The sequence below is a fragment of the Rhodococcus sp. NPDC080181 genome (assembly GCF_040702225.1).
Lineage (GTDB): Bacteria > Actinomycetota > Actinomycetes > Mycobacteriales > Mycobacteriaceae > Rhodococcoides > Rhodococcoides fascians.
Genome location: NZ_JBFBKN010000004.1, coordinates 1 through 17,621 on the forward strand (window position 1 = coordinate 1; position 17,621 = coordinate 17,621).

Consider the following 17,621-nt stretch of genomic DNA (forward strand, 5'->3'; position numbering starts at 1 on the left):
GATGCGACGTCCTGTTCGCCATGCTCAAGACCAAGACTCTGTACCAACCGCCCACGACACAAGCCGCTTGACAGAAACCATAGGGACACCCCCCCGGTAGACGTCGAACGGCATTTTGGCCTCTAGCTCCCTCGGAGGACGCAACCGACGTCACCCGCCGAATTGAAGGTCGCGGTCCGACACGAAAGAGCGCTCGACGTCGCAGACACCTGGAACCGGAGTACACGAATTGCATCGATTGCACGACAAAAAGAGGGTTTCGGGAGTGTCATCGGAAAATGTTGTGCGAGTAACCGACTCGTGGATCGGCGCGGCGTCGGGAATCGAACTCGCCGAAGCGATTCGGTCTGGGCGAACGACTTCCCGCCGGGTGGTCGCACTGCACATCGCTACCCTTCTCCGACGGGCCGGGGACGGTGCCATCGCGCGGGACCGGTTCGCTGCCGCCCTCGACGAAGCCGGCCACGTCGACGCAGGCCCTCCAACCACTGCGGCAGATCGCCCCTTGGCTGGGGTGCCGTGCACGATCAAAGAGTCCATTCCAGTGGCAGGGATGCCCCATACCGCCGGCCTCGCCAGTCGCGCAGGTGTGGTAGCCGAGTCCGATGCGCTTGTCGTGCAACGACTCAGGAACGCGGGAGCGATCATCGTCGGTGTCACGAACACCTCCGAGATGTGCCTGGGCATCGAAAGCACAAACAGTGTCTACGGACGGACTTCGAACCCGTACGATCGCCATCGCGTGTCGGGTGGTTCCTCCGGCGGCGAGGGGGCCGCGATCGGCGGCGGCGGCAGCCCTTTCGGTGTGGGCGGCGACACCGGTGGCTCGATCCGTATCCCCTCGTTCTTCTGCGGCGTCTTCGGCCACAAACCATCGCCCGGGCTGGTGCCCGCACACGAGCAGATCCCGTCGGTGTCCAGGACCGGCGAGTCGAGTCGTCTGGAAACCTTGGGTCCGATGACCCGCCGCGCCTCTGATCTGATGCCGCTGTTGAGAATTCTCGCCGATGACGACGGATCACGTTGCAAATCAACGGAATCGGTCGACTTGAACGGTTTGCGCGTCGTGATCCCGACCGGGTCGACGTATCTGCGGCCGATGGACCGCTCGCTGCGCGACGCCCGCGATGCCGCTGGCATGGCACTTGCCGAACTGGGCGCAGACGTGCAGTGGCAACCGATGCCCGCCATGCGACGGCTCATGTCGAGCTACCTGGCCGAGCTCCGACGCCACGCCCCGTCGCCGGTTACGACAATGTTCGATTCGTTCGACGTCTCCGGAGCTGCACACCGAACTCCAGCGTTGTTGCGCGCCAGTAGTCTTCAACTTCGATTGGCGATGGTGGGTGACCACCTTCTCGGTTCGGCACCAAAGATGGTCGGTCGTCGGCTCGACTCGATCGCATCGGACCTGGCCGACCAGGTAGCAGAAGTCGTGGGCGAGGGGGTGATGATGCATCCGCCGCTACCGCGCCCGGCACCGCTGCACAATGCAACATTGGGCCGACCATGGCTCTTCGGTGGTGCCGCTCTGTTCAACTTGCTCGGCATGACCGCCACCGAAGTACCACTCGGGCTGAACAAACGCGGCCTGCCGGTCGGCGTTCAGGTGGCTGCCGCAGCTGGCAATGACCACGTGACGATTGCTGTCGCTACGGCTCTCGAGAGTCATTTCGGTGGATGGGTATCACCGTGAACTCGCAGCCGCCCGCGAGTGTGATCGATAACCTGTGCGTCGAACCCGGGACACTCGAGACCTGGGAGTTAGGCCCGTCGCGCGGAAAATGGGCGAAGAAGCCAGAACTTCCTTCAGTCATTGATATCTCGAAAGAAGTGCACAGTGAGATCGAGGTTTGCGCGGCGGCGGTTCAGGAGGCCCGAGTTGAGGGCGGAGTCCGGAGCTAGGTTTACCTGAACAATCCGGAACGGTTACTCGAAATGTATTCAGCTGTGCGCGTGCAACGGCCGTCCCGACAGTGCCATCATCGCCTCACCGATCGCCTCGTTCTGAGTGGGGTGAGCGTGAACGAAGCTACCGACCTCCGATGGCAACGCTTCCCATGCCACCGCGAGTTGCGCCTCACCTATCAATTCGCCCACGCGGTCACCGACGAGGTGGACACCCACAACAGGGCCGTCCTCACGAGCGCGAATAACCTTGACTCCGCCCGCGGTGGCGAGGATGCGGCTCTTGCCGTTGCCGCCGAGGTCGTAGACCACAGAGGTGACGGTGCCGTATGTCTGCTCCGCGGCCTTCTCTGTGAGACCGACCGACGCGACCTCCGGATGCGAATAGGTCACGCGCGGAACGAGATCGCCGTCGATACGTGCCGGCGCGAGTCCGGCAATGTGTTCGGCGACGAACATGCCGTGCTGGAATCCGCGGTGAGCCAACTGATATCCCGCCACGATGTCGCCGACGGCATAAACGCCCGCCGCGGTGGTGAGCAGATTGTCGTCGACAGTGACGAAGCCACGTTCGGTGGCGATGCCCTGCTCGGCCAGCCCGAGGCCATCGGTGCGGGGGCCGCGTCCGACGGAGACGAGCACGAGATCCGCCGAGAGGGTGTCGCCGGAGGACAGCGCCACCGCGATGTCGTCGGACGACTCGGTGACTGTCTCGACCTTGGTGCCGGTACGAATGTCGATGCCGCGTTTGCGCAATGCCTTGGTCAGCTGCTTCGAGGACCATTCGTCCTCACCGGGAACGATGCGATCGAGGGCTTCGACGACGGTGACCTTGGCACCGAAAGAGGCCCAGATGCTGGCGAATTCGATTCCGATGACCCCGCCGCCCAGTACGACGACGGACTCCGGAACTCGGTCGAGCGCCAACGCGCCGTCGCTGGTGAGCACTCGCGGACCCAGTTCGATACCGGGGATGGTGCGCGAATACGACCCGGTGGCGAGAACCATTGAAGCCCCAGTGATGCGTCGCCCACCGACTTCGACGGTGCAAGGACCGACCACCTGACCACGACCGGACACGATCTCGATGTTTGGACGCTTCAGCAAGCCTTGCAGTCCGGAGTACAGGCCTGCGACCACACTGCGCTGATAGCCCAGTGCCGCAGGCATATCTACGCCCGCGAACGATGCCGTGACGCCGACATACGCCGAACCGCGGACCGCGTCGGCCACCTCGGCGGTATGCAGCAGTGCCTTGGTGGGGATGCATCCACGGTGTAGGCAAGTGCCGCCGAGCTTGTCCTCCTCGACCAATGCGACCGTCAGGCCGAGTTGCTCGGCGCGCAGGGCACAGGAGTACCCGCCGGATCCGCCGCCGAGGATGAGAACGTCGACGTCGCTCATCGGACGGACCCCAATGCCACGACGGGATTTTCGACGAAATCGGCCACGGTGCGCAAGAACCCGCCGGCCACTCCGCCGTCGCACACGCGGTGATCGAACGCCAACGACAACTGCGCAACCTTGCGGACGGCCAATTGGCCGTCGACCACCCAGGGTCGGTCGATGATGCGTCCGATACCCAGAATCGCTGCCTCGGGATGGTTGATGATCGCGGCCGAGCCGTCGACGCCGAACACTCCGTAGTTGTTGAGCGTGAACGTTCCGCCGCTCAACCGGGCTGCGGGCAGAGAGCCGGTCCGTGCGAGTTCGGTCAGCTCGGACAATCGCTCGGCGAGTTCCTTCAGATCGGCCTTGTCCGCCTGCGGCACAACGGGAACCATCAGTCCACGATCGGTCTGCGCAGCGATGCCGAGCCCGACGTTCTCGTAGCGCAGGATCTCACCGGCTGCGGTGTCGACGGTGCTGTTGAGCTCGGGGAACTTGGCCAACGCGATCATGGTGAGTTTGGCGAGCACCGCCAACAGCGTCACCTTGGTTCCATCGATGGAGGCGTCGAGGTCACGTCGGGCTTGCAGCAGAGCCGTCGCGTCGACGTCGACCCAGACGGTCGCCTCGGGAATTTCCGCACGACTGCGAGAGAGTTTGTCGGCGATGGTCTTACGAATCCCGGTGATCGGGATTCGAGTGACGCCCTCGGCGCTGGGAGTGCTCGAGGACAGTGCCCGTTCCACGTCCGCGCGGGTGATGACCCCATGACTGCCGGCGACATCGATCGACGCCAGATCCAACCCACCCTGCAGCGCCATGCTGCGAACGATGGGGGAGAGCACCTTCGGTGCATGGGAGTGGAAATTCGTAGCCTGGGTCGAGTTTCCACTCACATGCGAAGCTCTTTTTCGGCGGCCGGTGGGGCCGTGGCCGGTGCCGTAGCCGATCAGCACATTTCCCGAGCCGGCGCGCTCCTCTTCGCGGTATCGCTCGTGGGCCGCGGGCGTATCGGCGACGGCACCGCCGGTGATGCTGATCAAGGGAGCGCCGACGGCCAGTGATGTGCCCTCGGCCGCATGCAATTCACCGACGACACCCTCGAAGGGGCAGGGCACCTCGACGGAGGCTTTAGCCGTCTCTACCTCGACGACGACCTGATCGATGGTGACGGTGTCGCCGGGCTTGACCTTCCATTCCACGATCTCGGCCTCGGTCAGTCCCTCGCCGAGGTCGGGCAGCAGAAATACCTGGGCACTCATACCGTGACCGCCTTGCTGAGGTCAGGTGCATCGTTCCACTGCAACCGGTCCATCGCGTCGAGAACGCGATCAGCGGACGGCAGGTGGAAGTGCTCGAGTTTCGGTGCCGGGTAGGGAATGTCGAGACCGGTGACTCGCAGTACCGGGGCGTGCAGGTGATGGAAGCAGCGCTCGGATACCCGCGATGCGATCTCCGCGGCCACACCGGAGAAGCCCTGCGCCTCTTGAATCACGATGCACCGTCCGGTTTTCCGTACCGAGGCCGCGACCGTCACGTCGTCGAATGGATTGAGTGAACGCAGATCGATCACCTCGACGCTCCGACCGTCCTCGGCCGCGAATTCGGCGGCCTGCATGGCCACCGACACGGTGGGGCCGTAGGCGAGCAGCGTGACGTCGGTGCCCGCACGGCGAACGACCGCGGTGCCGATCGGCTCGGTCTTTTTCAGCTCGATGTCGTCCTTGGAGAAGTACAGCCGCTTGGGCTCCAGAAAGATCACCGGATCCGGATCGGCGATGGCGTCACGCATCAGTGAGTAGGCGTCGGCGACAGTGGACGGGGAGACGACCTTGAGGCCCGGGGTGTGCGCGTAGTAGGCCTCGGACGAGTCGCAGTGATGCTCGACGCCGCCGATACCGCCTGCGAACGGGATGCGGATGACCATCGGGGCGGTGAGCGAGCCGCGAGTTCTGTTGCGCAGCTTGGCCACGTGGGACACGATCTGCTCGAACGCCGGGTAGGCGAAGGCGTCGAACTGCATCTCGACGACGGGCTTGTAGCCAGACATCGCCATTCCGATTGCGAATCCGACGATGCCGGACTCCGCGAGCGGGGTGTCGAAGCACCGGTCGTCGCCGAAGTCCCGGGTCAGTCCGTCGGTGACGCGGAAGACGCCGCCGAGTGTGCCGACGTCCTCACCGAAGACGACGACCTTCTCGTCCTCGGTCAACGCGTCGCGCAGGGCGGCGTTGAGGGCTCCGGCCATGGTCATCGTCGTCATGACAGTTCTCCTGCTGCGATTTCGGCGGTGACCTGATCGCGCTGTTCGTTCAGGCCGGGGGTGGGGGAGGAGTAGACGAACCGGAACAGATCCTCGGGGTCGACGTCTTGCTCGACGTTCATGCCTGCGCGAAGTGCCGCGGCGTCGGCGTCGGCCGATACCGTCATCTGCTCGCGCAGCTCGTCGGTGAGCAGACCCTGAGCTTCGAGGTAGGAGTCGAGGCGCGTCAGCGGATCTCGGGCCAACCATCCCTCGACCTCGTCGGCCTTGCGGTAGCGCGTGGCGTCGTCGGCGTTGGTGTGGGCGTCCATGCGGTAGGTGTGTGCCTCGACGACCACGGGTCCTTTGCCTGCGCGGACGTACTTCACGGCCTCGTCCATCACGGCCATCATCGCAATCGGGTCGTTGCCGTCGACCTGCTCGCTGCCGATGCCGTAACCGACTCCCTTGTGCGACAACGAGGGAGCCGCAGTCTGGCGAGCCAGGGGCACGCTGATGGCGAAGCCGTTGTTCTGCACCAGGAAGATCACCGGTGCGCGGAACACCGCGGCAAAGTTGAGGGCCTCGTGGAAGTCGCCTTCACTGGTCGCGCCGTCACCGCAGAACGCGAGGGCGATGGTGTCTCGTCCCTGCTTGGCCTCGGCGTAGGCGAAACCGGTCGCGTGCAGCAATTGTGTTGCCAGAGGCGTGCATTGGGGAGCGACCTTGTAGGCGGTGGGATCGTATCCGCAGTGCCAGTAGCCGGCGAGCATACCGAGCAACTCCACCTGGTCGACGCCTCGCGCCGCGAGAGCCATCGAGTCTCGGTACGTCGGGAACATCCAGTCCTGCTCACCCAGGCACAGGGCTGCGGCGATCTGGCAGGCCTCCTGGCCGCGGGAGGACGGGTAGACCGCAAGCCGACCCTGTTTGGTCAATGCTGTTGCCTGCTGGTCGAATCGGCGACCGTGCACAATCGAGCGGTACATCTCGAGCAGGCGCTCGTTCGACGGGTGTGCGTAGCGGGCGGCACTGTCCACGCCCGTCCCATCGGGTGCGAGGTACTGCACGGGACGGTCGGCAGGCATGAACTGTTGGTAGGACGTTGCCGGAACCTTCTCGACGGTCGTCATGGGGCATTCTCCTGAGATCGGCTTGTACGGTGATTCTGGCCGAATCGGTGAGGAAGAAGTCCTATGGCCGTAGGATTGCAGACATATTGCCGACATTTCAGGTACGAACTGACTATCTGTCGGATCGGCGTAGCGAACCACCAGGTAGGAGCGGACGAATGGACGACGTCTCGAGACGTGTGGAATTGGACGACACGGATCGTCGCATCCTCGCCGAGCTGACTGCCGACGGGCGGGTCTCGATGCGGGTGCTGGCCGATCGTTTGAATCTCTCTCGGGCACATACCTATACACGGGTGGACAGGCTCAAGGATGCGGGTGTCATCGAACGGTTCACCGTGCAGGTGGATCACGGGGCGTCCGGGCTAGGGACCTCGGCGTTCATCGCGTTGTCGATCCGTCAGGATTCGTGGCGCAGTGTGTCCGAGGGGTTGCGGTCGATGGAATTCGTCGACCACTTCAGTTTGCTCGGAGGGGATTTCGACGTGCTGGTACTCATCAGGACTCCCGACAACGAGAGCCTGCGGCAAGTCGTGCTGGAGGGCCTGCAATCGCTCGACGGCGTCCGGGCGACGCGCACGTGGTTGATCTTCGACGAGGACCGAGGTGGTCTGGGACGAACTGCGCCGCCCACCGAACGCTGACAGTGGGCGGCGTCGTTCGGGGTACGGGTCAGAAGTTGCCGCGAGCGTCCTGCTCACGTTCGATGGCCTCGAACAGTGCCTTGAAGTTGCCGATGCCGAAGCCGAGCGAGCCGTGGCGTTCGATCATCTCGAAGAACACCGTCGGGCGATCGACCAGCGGCTTGGTGAAGATCTGCAGTAGGTACCCGTCCTCGTCTCGGTCGACGAGAATTCCGCGCTTCTGCAACTCTTCGATCGGCACTCGGACCTTACCGATACGGGCTCGCAGTGCGGGATCCTCGTAGTACGAATCAGGAGTGGCGAGAAATTCGACGCCCGCCGCGCGGAGCGCATCGACCGAAGACAGGATGTCGTTGGTCGCCAGCGCCAGATGCTGTGCGCCCGGGCCGCGGTAGAAATCCAGGTACTCGTCGATCTGTGAACGCTTCTTGGCGATGGCCGGCTCGTTCAGCGGGAATTTCACCCGATGGTTGCCGTTGGAGACGACCTTGCTCATCAACGCCGAGTAGTCGGTGGCGATATCGGTGCCAACGAATTCCGCCATGTTCGTGAAACCCATGACGCGATGGTAGAAATCGACCCACTCGTCCATCTTGCCCAGCTCGACGTTGCCGACCACGTGATCGAGTGCCTGGAAGATGCGCTTGGGAGCGCCTTCCGGTCGCTGCAACGTCGACGTGCGTGGCAGATAACCGGGCAGATAGGTGCCGGTGTAGCGCGAGCGGTCGACCAACGTGTGTCGGGTGTCGCCGTAGGTCGCGATGGCCGCGGTGCGGACCGTGCCGTGCTCGTCGGACGTGTCGGTCGGCTCTTGCACTACTCGCGCGCCCTGGGATCGCGCATGCGCGATGCATCGGTCCACGTCCGGCACGGCCAGAGCGATATCGACGACGCCGTCGCCGTGGCGGGTGTGGTGGGCAACCAGGTCGCTATCGGGGTCGACGGCACCCTTGATGACGAATCGCACTGCGCCGGAGGTTAGTACGTACGCGTGATGGTCGCGTTGACCGGTGGTCGGTCCCGAGTAGGCGACGAGCTCCATGCCGAACGCGGACTGGAAGAAGTGGGTGGTCTGCGTCGCGTTACCGACGACCCACACGATCGCGTCCCAGCCACTGACGGGAAAGGGATCTCGCTCGTCGTCGTACTCGACCAAGCCGATGAGCTGACGCAACTGATCGGCGTCGAGATCGGCCAGTCTCTCGTCGTCGTTGAGGATGATGTCGAGGCTCATGAGGTCTCCCGCTTGGTCCGAGTGAGGCGCACTGTTCTGCCCAGCCCAGCATCGCGGCTCAGGGGAGTCAATCGACCCATGAACTGCTATCCGTGCTGTACAGATAGGGCAGGTTCACGCCGTATTTGCTATACGATCTGTACAGCAAACGGAGGTGCGCTGTGGAATCGACGTTGGACGAACTGGACCGAGCGATGCTCGCTGCGCTGCATGACAATTCGCGAATCGGCGTGCTCGATCTGTCGCGCATCCTCGGGGTGGCGCGTGCGACGGTGACAGCAAGATTGCAGCGGCTCGAGGATACCGGCGTCATCACCGGCTATCGGCCGAAAATCGGTTTGGCAGCAGCTGGTTACGGCGTACAGGCGTTCGTCACGCTGGAGATCGCGCAAGGCGCACTCGGCGACGTCGTCGCGGTTCTGGAGCAGATCCCCGGCGTACTGGAGGCGTTCGCGACAACCGGAGCCGGAGATGTGCTCTGCCGGGTCGCCGCGGCGTCGCACGACGATCTGCAACGAACGCTGATCGTGCTCAACCAATCTCGGACGATCGCGCGGTCCACCAGTGTGGTCGTACTCTCTGAGCTCGTCGAGTTCCGGGCAATGCCGCTGCTCAACAGCGCGGATCCCGATCGAACCCCCAGAGCCCCCGCATACCGACTACCGCGCGAGTGATCGACCTCAGGCCGGAACGATGCGGCCACGGACGTCCCCGAAGCCGATGCGCGAACCGCTAGGCCCTGGAGCGCTGGCTGCAATGACCACCTCGTCGCCGTCTTCGAGGAAGGTTCGAGTCTCCGAGCCCAGGGTCACCGGTTCTTCTCCACCCCAGGTGAGTTCGATGAATGCCCCGCGCTGATTCTTCTGTGGTCCCGAGATGGTGCCCGAGGCGAACAGGTCACCGGTTCGCGATGTTGCACCATTGCTGGTCTCGTGGGCGAGCATCTGAGCGGGCGACCAGTACATCGAATTGTACGGCGGACGCGAGACGACGTGGCCGTTCCATGAGACGGTCAGATCGATGTCGAGAGCCCAGGAACGCGATTCGCGCAGATGCTCGTGCGGCTCGGGATCCTGAACCGGCGTCGACGTTCGCGCGTGCTCCAGAGCGAGCAGCGGTACCACCCAGGGCGAGATGGACGTTGCGAAACTCTTGCCGAGGTTCGGCCCCAGCGGCACGTACTCCCATGCCTGGATGTCGCGAGCAGACCAGTCGTTGACGATGACGACACCGAACACGTGCTCGGAGAACTGATCCGGCGATATCGGACCATCCGCCGGAACGCCGACGACGAAGCCCATCTCTGCCTCGATGTCCAGTCGACGAGACGGGCCGAACGTGGGTGACGCCTCGTCGGGTGCCTTGCGTTGACCGTTCGGACGCTTGACATCTGTACCGGAGACGACGACCGTCCCCGACCGTCCGTGATACGCCACGGGCAGGTGCTTCCAATTCGGTAGCAGCGGTTCGGCATCGGGACGAAAGAGTCGGCCGAGATTGGACGCGTGGTGCTCGGACGCGTAGAAGTCCACGTAGTCCGCAACTTCGAACGGCAGGTGCATCGTGACGTCGGAAACCGAGACGATCGCTTCCGCGGGGGTCGTGCCACTGACGATCATGGCGGTGACGGACTCGCGGACCTCGACCCACCGACTGCGGCCGCGCGCCATGAAAGCATTGAGGCTGGGGGAGGCGAAAACCGAATGGTTCAGAGCGGCAGAAAGATCGATCACATTGTCGCCGTACCGGACTCCGACTCGAGCGTCCGAACCAGGAGTACTGAAAATGCCGTAAGGCAGGTTGTCGATTCCGAACTCGGAGTCGGCGGGGATGTCGATGTGCGTCATGAACGGCGCGCTCCTTGGTTCACTGAGGTGGGACGAGTCCGAGGCGGACCAGGTCGTCCAGGGGTTCGCGGATGCTGCAGGTGCCGAAAGATGCGAAGGCGCGTTGACCCTCGATCCCGGCGACGAGACCGGCGAGGACGTCGGCGTCCCGGATCGCCAGGATCTTCTCGAGCTCACCGACGCGTGCGCCGCTGTGTGCGGCCTGCGCGGCGAGGATCACGTTGAGGAAACCGTGTTGCTCGAAACCGTTGTGGGGATCGGTGTTACGGGCGGCATGGTGCAGACCCGCGGTGGCTTTGAAGTGGACCTCGCGTTGTGCCGCCTCGTAGATGGACGCGGCAAGCTCCCGCTCGTCCGGGTACTCGTCGGCCGTGACGCCGCCGGTCCTGAATTTGGCTCGATACCCGAACTCGTCGACTGCGTCGAAGATGTCGTCTCGTCGGGAGTCTCGGGGGATTTCGACGTAGATGTCGATGTCCTGAGTGATGTTGCGCAAAGCGTCGATGTTCGTGCCCTCGGGTACGGCCACTTCGACGGCAACGACCGTGACCCCGGCGGTGCGGTCGGCGACCCGCAGGCCCGCTTCTACGCTGCCCGGGCCTGCAGGTGCGGTCAACGCGACCTCCATCCGAGCGCCCAGGACGAGCTCGTTCACCCGGTCCATCGGAACGACCAACGGTCCGACGAGGTCTGCGAAAGAACTCGCCCGGTACTCGAGATGTTGTGCTGCAGCAACATCGAGTGGTGTATTGCCGGGAGGAAAGACAGCGGCGTCGTCGCACAGGCGATGGAAGAACTTCGGGATCATCGGTTCGGCCCCCGGCCTGCCCACGTCCACGCGTACCCGGTGTCCTCGCACGCGAGCGCTCCTTCGCCGAGTTCGAGGGGGCGGAAAGTATCGACCATGACGGCCAGTTCGTCGAAGAACTCGGCACCGATACTGCGTTCGTAGGCACCGGGTTGCGGACCGTGAGCATGCCCGCCCGGATGCACCGAGATCGAACCCTGGCCGATTCCGGAACCCTTGCGGGCCTCGTAGTCGCCGCCGACGTAGAACATGATCTCGTCGGAGTCGACGTTGGAGTGGTAGTACGGCACCGGAATTGCGAGCGGGTGGTAGTCGACCTTGCGCGGAACGAAATTACAGATCACGAAGTTGGCCCCCTCGAATGCCTGATGCGCAGGCGGCGGTTGATGCACACGGCCGGTGATCGGTTCGTAGTCGGAGATGTTGAACGTGTACGGATACAGGCAGCCGTCCCACCCCACTACGTCGAACGGGTGTTGCGGGTAGACGTAGCGGGTTCCGACGATGCCCGTCGAACCACGGTGCTTGACAAGTACTTCGATGTCTTCGCCGTCGGCGAGTAGAGGCTCGGTGGGGCCGTGCAGATCGCGTTCGCAGTAGGGAGCGTTCTCGAGCAACTGGCCGTACTTCGACAGGAACCGCTTCGGTGGCGCGATGTGACTGTTGGCCTCGATGGCGTAGGCGCGCAGGGTGCCGTCGGGAATCCAGCGGTGCGTCGTCGCGCGCGGAATGAGCACGTAGTCACCCTGCCGTGCCTGCAGCGCCCCGAATACTGTTTCCACCGTGGCAGAACCAGATTCGATGTAGACCATCTCGTCACCGATCGAATTGCGATACAGCGGAGAGGCTTTCGAGGCGACCACATACAATAGTCGAACATCGGCGTTGCCCAGAACGAGGCGTCGTCCAGTGACCACGTCGGTGTCGGCCACGACGGACTCGGGAAACAGCTCGTGCAACTTCAGGTGCCGCGGCACGAGCGGATGGTTGGGCGTCGTCGATTGATCGGGGAGGTCCCACACCGTGGCATCGACGATGGCCGACGGTATGTAGCGGTGGTACAGCAGAGACGAATCCGAGGAGAAGCCCTCTTCGCCCATCAGCTCCTCGTAATAGAGGTTGCCGTCGGGAGTTCGGTGCTGGGTGTGCCGCTTCGGCGGAACCGATCCGAGCTGCCGGTAGTAGGCCACGTGCTCTCTCCTGAGTTCTGTCACCGCTTGTAGTAAAGACATTAACTACTTTGACGTGATCTACGCAACCTTCAGTTGCGCCCCCGGACGTCGAACTGGCTGCGGTTGGTGATCAGTTTGGTCAACAGCATCACCAGGATTCGCTGTTCGGGTTCGGTGAGCGCGCTGGCCCATGCGTTCTCCCGTTCGTTCTGTTCGGCGAACGCCGCGACCATCTCGTCGTGCCCCTGCGTGGTCAGGGCGAGGCGCACCGAACGGCCGTCCTTCTCGTCGGGCGTGCTGGCGAGCAGGCCGCCGGAGATGAGTGTCTTGGACAGGTTCGACACTGCGGCGCGGCTCATGCCGGTCAGTTCGGCTGCTCGTCGCGGCTCGATCGGGCCTGCCAGCCACGTGACGAACATCAGCCGAAACGACGACCACGACCAGCCCCGCGGGCGATGAACCGTCGACTCGAGGTCGTACGTGACGATGTTCGACGCTCGGTTCAGTGTCAGCAGAACCTCGGTGGCCAGCTGATGCTCGAACCCGTACTCCCGGGCCAGTGTGTTGTTGGCAGTGTCGATGAACGACCAGAAATCGGGCTCGGGTGCGTCGGTCACGGATTCACTGTAGCCACGAACTCATCTGATCAACACCTTTACTACTCACGCAGCGAGATTCGTGTCCCACCGAGGAGGGGCCATGATGGACCCATGAGCTCGAAGAACCTGTTCGGTGGCCCCCGCACCCTGCTGATCGTGGCAGCAGTGGTCATCGTGATCGCACTCGTCGCTGCTGCCGCGACCCTGATCGTCCGCGCCGTGCTCGGACCGCCTGAGGGGGAGAACAAGTTCGAGATCCAGGGTTACTCTCTCGTACAGGTCGATCCCCAGGTCAGCGACCTCGCGCTCGCCACACGCTAGCCGACTCTGCACCGACCTGCGGGTCGTGCGTCTGCTGAAAATTTCGCCCGCCGCGCGCGAATGTGCGTAGCGTCGCGGCGGGTACCTCGTGTTCGGGAACAGGCTCGCCGATCCACTCGCAGTCACGGACGAAGATCAGGTTCGACGCCACCGCGTCGGCGCTGTGATCCTCCCGCAGTGGGCCGGAAATTCGGCCGAGGAAGTACTCGCCGTGCTCGGTTCGCGTCCAGACGAAAGATTGGTCCGCGACCTGCTCGAAACGCTCGACCCGTCGTAGCGAGCGTTCGTCGTTCGCCGACATGCCGCAGAGTCCGTAGGTGAGGGCACGCTCGACGCCATTCGGCATCGGGGCGCGATAGACATCCGGCATACAGCCGAGCCTAGGACCCGAGGGGTCTACATACCGCTTGGTCCGTTGCAGGATGTTCTCGAACAGCGGACGAATTCGACGAAATGGGGAGCATCGTGTTTTCGAGAAATAGAGTCTTTCGCCTCGTGGCGGCACCATTACTGGCGGGAGCCCTGACGCTGGGGTCGGCGGGCATCGCGTCGGCCGCAACCACCACGGAGCTCAGGCCGGTACAGGCATTCGTCTTCTTGCAACACGGCGTCAGTTTCGGGTCGGGGCCGGTCGAGGCAACGGCGACGGTGATCGAGGCAGGGGAGGTCACGGTGACGACAGTGAGCAAGATTTCTGGTGCGGGTGACATGGGCTCGTCAGCGGTCGGCCTGCTGCCGGTTCCGGTGACCGTGGTGTGGACGAACATCGACAACGGCCGATCCGGTTCGGCGGGTGGGATATCGACCGAGCCGATCACTCTCGCTACCGGTGCGGGCCGTGTCGATCTCACGATCACGACGGACACGCCCAACCTTCCCGGTGGTGGCCCCGTCGTCGTGGAGTAGCCGTGTCCTCGGCGTGGAGCACTGACGTGAGCGTCCACAATTCGCTCTCACAAACGGGAAAAGGTATTTCAGCACTAATAGTGGGCGCTGAGGTCACCCACAGTGTGGTTCGGTCCAGACCGGCTGGTCCGATGTTGTCGTGATTGGACTCAAGTGGTAGGTTGAAGATTCAACTTAGGTACTTCGAAGGACCCGCCATGACTTCTGTGATGAACCCGCCCGTCGCGGGTGCCGCATTCGATGCGTTTCTCGCCGATGCAGCACCCGCGAGCCGGTCGCAGCAGATGTGGACCCCACACGATGGGCCGATGCCCGCGCTGTACATCAGTCACGGTGCGCCCCCGGTGTTCGACGACGCGCTCTGGATGAACGAGCTCTTCACCTGGTCGCAGTCGATGCCCAAGCCGAAGGCGATCCTGATCGTCAGCGCACACTGGGAAGAGGCGCCGTTGAGCCTGTCTGCGACGGCTGCGGCGACGCCACTCGTCTACGACTTCGGTGGATTTGCGCAGCGTTACTACTCGATGGAATACCGGACTCCCGACGCTCAGGCGCTGGCCGCACGGGTGGCCGCGGCCATTCCGGCGTCGGAGAACCTGCATCAGCACACCGCGCGCGGACTCGATCACGGTGCCTGGGTGCCGCTGAAGGTCATGTATCCCTACGCCGATGTCCCGGTTCTGCAATTGAGCCTGCCGACGCACGCGCCCGATCGGCTGATGGCGATAGGCGCTGCGCTGAAGGAACTTCGGGCCGAGGGTGTGTTGGTCATCGGTTCCGGGTTCATGACCCACGGACTGCCGTTCCTGTCCCGGGAGAATTTCGCAACCAATACCGTGCCGACGTGGTCCGAGGACTTCGACCTCTGGGCAGCCGACGCCTTGTCTCGCGGTGACGTCGGGACTCTCGCCGACTTCCGCAGTGCCGCACCGGGAATGCCGTACGCGCACCCCACCGTCGAACATTTCACGCCGTTGTTCGTCACCCTCGGTGCCGCCGAGAATCCGGAAGCTCCGGTGACGACGGCCATCACCGGCTTCCAGTTCGGTTTGGCGAAGCGGTCTTTCGCGGTCGCGTGACGAACGGGAACTACCCCGTGCACTTGGGCTCGATTCAGTTCTGAATCTTTTTCGGCTCGGGGATTGTTATCCACGCCACTTCGCTCTACAGTTCTGAGCACCATCTCGGACATCGGTGTCCAAGATTGTCGGATGCGCTGTACGAAATGTCGCCGGGCGCGCGTCCTGTGGACCCCGTTGTCCGGCGCGAAGGAGTACAGCCGTGTCTTCTGCCCGATCTTGGACGCTGCGGGTAGCGATCGGTGTGGCGACCGTAGCCGCCGCCGTTGCCGCTACGACCAGCCCCGCTTCCGCTGCACCCGATTCCAGCGGTCCGGCCGGTGTGGAGGTTCAGCCGCCTTTGCCGCCGCTCACGTGGCCGAAGATTCCCGAGTTCGACACCGACTTCTACCTTCCTCCCGCCGACGTGGTGGCAGCGGCCGCGCCGGGCCAGGTCATCGCCGCACGGCCCGTCGAGCTGGCTACTCTCAACGTCATTCCCACGCAGGTCGACGCGTGGCAGTTGTCGTTCCGGTCCAACAACGGGCGCGACGAGCCGATCGCCGCCGTGACCACGGTCATCAAGCCGCGGGGAGTGCCTGCGGCACCGCGTCCGTTGATCTCCATCCAGGTGGCCGAGGATTCTCTCGCGGCCTACTGCGCTCCGTCGTACGCGATGCGAGCGGGTGCCATCCCCTGGCCGGTGACCGGCGCGGTGACGTCGGGCGCTCAATTCCTCGAAGTGCAGGCAGCGTTGGCGCAAGGATGGGCGGTGTCGGTACCCGATCATCAGGGCCCGAACAATTCGTTCGCCGCCGGGCCGGTCGCCGGTCGGATCACACTCGACGGCATCCGAGCTGCCGAGAACTTCGCGCCGATGCAGTTGGCCGGGGAGGCCACCAAGGTGGGGATGAGCGGCTACTCCGGTGGCGCGATCGCCACCGGGCACGCAGCAGAACTGGCCGAAAACTACGCCCCTGAGCTCGATATCGTCGGAGTCACCGAGGGCGGCACCCCGGCCGAACTCGGGGCATTGGTCGACAACGCGAACAACACCCTGGGATCGGGCATCGTCGCCGCCGGCATCATCGGTGCCAGCCGCGAGAGTCCCGAGCTGGCCGCCTTCATCGACGAACACGTCGACCCGTTCGGTAGAACGTTGTTCGCGGCCAAGGACAACCTCTGTGTCGGCTACTCGTCGGCGCTGCTGCCGTTCGTCAACCTGAAAGGCTTGCTGCACACCGACGGCGACCCGATCCAGCAACCGGTGGTGAAGAAGGCCCTGTCTGCGATGCAGCTCGGCCGCACCACTCCGAACATGCCGCTCTACGTCTACCATTCCAACCCGGACTGGCTGGTGCCGATCGGGCCGGTCAACGCGATGGTCGAGTCGTACTGCAGCCGTCCGGGTGCCGACGTCACCTACACCCGCGATCATTTCAGTGAGCACATCAGCCTGGAGCTGATCGCTTTTCCGAGTGCGGTGTTGTGGATGCGCGACCGATTTGCCGGTGTTCCGGTGGAACCGGGTTGCCGGACGAACGATGTCGGCTCGATGGCGCTCGACACGCGTGCGCACCCGACGTTCGTCGCGGCCGTCGGCGAGATAATCGCCGGATTGTTCGGGAAGCCGATCGGGTCGTGATGGAACCCATCAGCGGGGCTGCGAACGGTGCGTCGCCTGTAGACTCCCTCGGTGACTGTCGCCGATGATCAGGGCCGCATCTACGCCGGACGATCCTCCGCTGTTCGGAAAGCCGATCGTCGAGCTCGGTTCTTGCACGCGGCTATCGAGGTCGTCGGGGGACGCGGATACGCCGCCACCTCGGTGGCGGACATCTGCGCCGCGGCCGGCCTCGCACGCAGTCAGTTCTACAGTGAGTTCGCCAACCGTGAGGCGCTGCTCGTGGACGTCTACGACCTGATCCAAGACGACGCGCTGGCCGCCGTCGTCGCCGCACTCGACGAGCAGGTCGACCGTGATCGTCGCTCTCTGGTCGTCGCAGCGATGACGGCCCTGGTCGGATCGATCGGAGGTGACCCACGTCGGGCGCGCATCTCCTATCTGGAGATGCTGGGTGTCAGCGATGCCGTCGAACAGCATCGGACGCGCCGACGTGCGCAGTGGGTGGAGTTCTTCGAGAACACCCTGCGCTCGGAAGTCGGTTCCGATTTCGTTCCCCCGGGTGGATACCGCTTGGCCGCAACGGCATTCCTCGGTGCGCTCACCGAGATCGTCTCCGACTGGTCCCGCACTGCTCCGCCTCGTCCACCCATCGAGCAGATCGTGGACACGATGGTTGCCGTCCTGGCAGCGTTCGTTCCGGACCTGAACTGAACTGCAGCCGGCCGCGCAATAC

At 63.9% G+C, this 17,621-nt stretch carries 18 protein-coding genes; 8 read left to right on the forward strand and 10 right to left on the reverse strand.

What is annotated here, in order from left to right; all coding sequences use genetic code 11:
* The first annotated feature begins 283 nt into the window (after positions 1 to 283).
* Entirely contained in the window at positions 284 to 1,696 is a 1,413-nt protein-coding gene (locus tag AB0O58_RS05780) for an amidase (RefSeq protein WP_219519217.1), read from the forward strand.
* 248 nt (positions 1,697 to 1,944) lie between these two features.
* On the opposite strand, the gene lpdA is transcribed toward AB0O58_RS05780, so the two are convergent.
* The 4 genes from lpdA to pdhA are packed head-to-tail and all read right to left on the reverse strand — an operon-like array spanning position 1,945 to position 6,672.
* Entirely contained in the window at positions 1,945 to 3,312 is a 1,368-nt protein-coding gene (lpdA, locus tag AB0O58_RS05785) for a dihydrolipoyl dehydrogenase (RefSeq protein WP_206499093.1), read from the reverse strand.
* The gene (locus AB0O58_RS05790; RefSeq protein WP_366237998.1) at positions 3,309 to 4,559 is read right to left on the reverse strand and encodes a dihydrolipoamide acetyltransferase family protein; all 1,251 of its coding nucleotides are present in this window, start codon (positions 4,557 to 4,559) and stop codon (positions 3,309 to 3,311) included. The genes lpdA and AB0O58_RS05790 overlap by 4 nt, the downstream gene beginning before the upstream one ends.
* A complete protein-coding gene (locus tag AB0O58_RS05795; protein WP_222095481.1) occupies positions 4,556 to 5,560 on the reverse strand; it encodes an alpha-ketoacid dehydrogenase subunit beta in 1,005 nt (334 codons plus the stop codon). The genes AB0O58_RS05790 and AB0O58_RS05795 overlap by 4 nt, the downstream gene beginning before the upstream one ends.
* Positions 5,557 to 6,672, reverse strand: coding sequence for a pyruvate dehydrogenase (acetyl-transferring) E1 component subunit alpha (gene pdhA, locus AB0O58_RS05800; protein WP_366237999.1), 1,116 nt, complete (start codon positions 6,670 to 6,672; stop codon positions 5,557 to 5,559). The genes AB0O58_RS05795 and pdhA overlap by 4 nt, the downstream gene beginning before the upstream one ends.
* Before the next feature lie 158 nt (positions 6,673 to 6,830).
* Here pdhA and AB0O58_RS05805 point away from each other — a divergent pair, with 158 nt between their 5' ends.
* Positions 6,831 to 7,316: an Lrp/AsnC family transcriptional regulator gene (locus AB0O58_RS05805; protein WP_032368670.1), complete on the forward strand. Its 486-nt coding sequence runs from the start codon at positions 6,831 to 6,833 to the stop codon at positions 7,314 to 7,316.
* Positions 7,317 to 7,344: 28 nt separating this feature from the next.
* On the opposite strand, the gene hppD is transcribed toward AB0O58_RS05805, so the two are convergent.
* Positions 7,345 to 8,550 (reverse strand): 4-hydroxyphenylpyruvate dioxygenase, encoded by a 1,206-nt coding sequence (gene hppD / locus AB0O58_RS05810; protein ID WP_366238000.1) that lies wholly within the window; start codon positions 8,548 to 8,550, stop codon positions 7,345 to 7,347.
* 161 nt (positions 8,551 to 8,711) lie between these two features.
* On the opposite strand from hppD, the gene AB0O58_RS05815 reads away from it, so the two are divergent.
* Positions 8,712 to 9,224 carry an Lrp/AsnC family transcriptional regulator gene (locus AB0O58_RS05815; protein WP_366238001.1) on the forward strand — a complete coding sequence of 171 codons (513 nt, stop codon included), beginning with the start codon at positions 8,712 to 8,714 and terminating at the stop codon, positions 9,222 to 9,224.
* Positions 9,225 to 9,230: 6 nt separating this feature from the next.
* Here AB0O58_RS05815 and fahA read toward each other — a convergent pair whose 3' ends face one another.
* The 4 genes from fahA to AB0O58_RS05835 all read right to left on the reverse strand — a co-directional run bounded on the left by fahA (position 9,231) and on the right by AB0O58_RS05835 (position 12,994).
* Complete coding sequence (gene fahA / locus AB0O58_RS05820) at positions 9,231 to 10,397, reverse strand: fumarylacetoacetase (protein WP_363797201.1); 1,167 nt, start codon at positions 10,395 to 10,397, stop codon at positions 9,231 to 9,233.
* Positions 10,398 to 10,416: 19 nt separating this feature from the next.
* On the reverse strand, positions 10,417 to 11,256 hold the full coding sequence (locus AB0O58_RS05825) for a hypothetical protein (RefSeq protein ID WP_308102611.1): 840 nt from the start codon (positions 11,254 to 11,256) through the stop codon (positions 10,417 to 10,419).
* Positions 11,202 to 12,395 carry a homogentisate 1,2-dioxygenase domain-containing protein gene (locus AB0O58_RS05830; protein ID WP_219519272.1) on the reverse strand — a complete coding sequence of 398 codons (1,194 nt, stop codon included), beginning with the start codon at positions 12,393 to 12,395 and terminating at the stop codon, positions 11,202 to 11,204. The genes AB0O58_RS05825 and AB0O58_RS05830 overlap by 55 nt, the downstream gene beginning before the upstream one ends.
* Positions 12,396 to 12,466: 71 nt before the next feature.
* Positions 12,467 to 12,994: a MarR family transcriptional regulator gene (locus AB0O58_RS05835; RefSeq protein ID WP_219519205.1), complete on the reverse strand. Its 528-nt coding sequence runs from the start codon at positions 12,992 to 12,994 to the stop codon at positions 12,467 to 12,469.
* A gap of 93 nt (positions 12,995 to 13,087) precedes the next feature.
* Here AB0O58_RS05835 and AB0O58_RS05840 point away from each other — a divergent pair, with 93 nt between their 5' ends.
* A complete protein-coding gene (locus AB0O58_RS05840) occupies positions 13,088 to 13,297 on the forward strand; it encodes a hypothetical protein (protein WP_032367822.1) in 210 nt (69 codons plus the stop codon).
* Here AB0O58_RS05840 and AB0O58_RS05845 read toward each other — a convergent pair.
* Positions 13,269 to 13,667: a hypothetical protein gene (locus tag AB0O58_RS05845; RefSeq protein ID WP_032399338.1), complete on the reverse strand. Its 399-nt coding sequence runs from the start codon at positions 13,665 to 13,667 to the stop codon at positions 13,269 to 13,271. The two genes, AB0O58_RS05840 and AB0O58_RS05845, sit on opposite strands and share 29 nt — an antisense overlap.
* Positions 13,668 to 13,792: 125 nt before the next feature.
* On the opposite strand from AB0O58_RS05845, the gene AB0O58_RS05850 reads away from it, so the two are divergent.
* The 4 genes from AB0O58_RS05850 to AB0O58_RS05865 all read left to right on the forward strand — a co-directional run bounded on the left by AB0O58_RS05850 (position 13,793) and on the right by AB0O58_RS05865 (position 17,599).
* Positions 13,793 to 14,203, forward strand: coding sequence for a hypothetical protein (locus AB0O58_RS05850; protein ID WP_366238002.1), 411 nt, complete (start codon positions 13,793 to 13,795; stop codon positions 14,201 to 14,203).
* A 197-nt stretch (positions 14,204 to 14,400) separates the two neighbouring features.
* Positions 14,401 to 15,282 (forward strand): class III extradiol ring-cleavage dioxygenase, encoded by an 882-nt coding sequence (locus AB0O58_RS05855; RefSeq protein ID WP_219519200.1) that lies wholly within the window; start codon positions 14,401 to 14,403, stop codon positions 15,280 to 15,282.
* Positions 15,283 to 15,484: 202 nt separating this feature from the next.
* A complete protein-coding gene (locus tag AB0O58_RS05860; RefSeq protein ID WP_032373315.1) occupies positions 15,485 to 16,906 on the forward strand; it encodes a lipase family protein in 1,422 nt (473 codons plus the stop codon).
* 51 nt (positions 16,907 to 16,957) lie between these two features.
* Positions 16,958 to 17,599, forward strand: a complete 642-nt coding sequence (locus AB0O58_RS05865) for a TetR/AcrR family transcriptional regulator (protein ID WP_032399335.1) — start codon at positions 16,958 to 16,960, stop codon at positions 17,597 to 17,599.
* The last annotated feature ends 22 nt before the right edge of the window (positions 17,600 to 17,621 follow it).

What these genes read in the sequence shown, in the direction of transcription:
- AB0O58_RS05840 (WP_032367822.1), top strand. Translation starts at nt 13,088, where the DNA reads ATGAGCTCGAAGAACCTGTTCGGTGGCCCCCGCACCCTGCTGATCGTG.
- pdhA (WP_366237999.1), bottom strand. Translation starts at nt 6,672, where the DNA reads ATGACGACCGTCGAGAAGGTTCCGGCAACGTCCTACCAACAGTTCATG.
- AB0O58_RS05795 (WP_222095481.1), bottom strand. Translation starts at nt 5,560, where the DNA reads ATGACGACGATGACCATGGCCGGAGCCCTCAACGCCGCCCTGCGCGAC.
- AB0O58_RS05845 (WP_032399338.1), bottom strand. Translation starts at nt 13,667, where the DNA reads ATGCCGGATGTCTATCGCGCCCCGATGCCGAATGGCGTCGAGCGTGCC.
- hppD (WP_366238000.1), bottom strand. Translation starts at nt 8,550, where the DNA reads ATGAGCCTCGACATCATCCTCAACGACGACGAGAGACTGGCCGATCTC.
- lpdA (WP_206499093.1), bottom strand. Translation starts at nt 3,312, where the DNA reads ATGAGCGACGTCGACGTTCTCATCCTCGGCGGCGGATCCGGCGGGTAC.
- AB0O58_RS05805 (WP_032368670.1), top strand. Translation starts at nt 6,831, where the DNA reads ATGGACGACGTCTCGAGACGTGTGGAATTGGACGACACGGATCGTCGC.
- fahA (WP_363797201.1), bottom strand. Translation starts at nt 10,397, where the DNA reads ATGACGCACATCGACATCCCCGCCGACTCCGAGTTCGGAATCGACAAC.
- AB0O58_RS05855 (WP_219519200.1), top strand. Translation starts at nt 14,401, where the DNA reads ATGACTTCTGTGATGAACCCGCCCGTCGCGGGTGCCGCATTCGATGCG.
- AB0O58_RS05790 (WP_366237998.1), bottom strand. Translation starts at nt 4,559, where the DNA reads ATGAGTGCCCAGGTATTTCTGCTGCCCGACCTCGGCGAGGGACTGACC.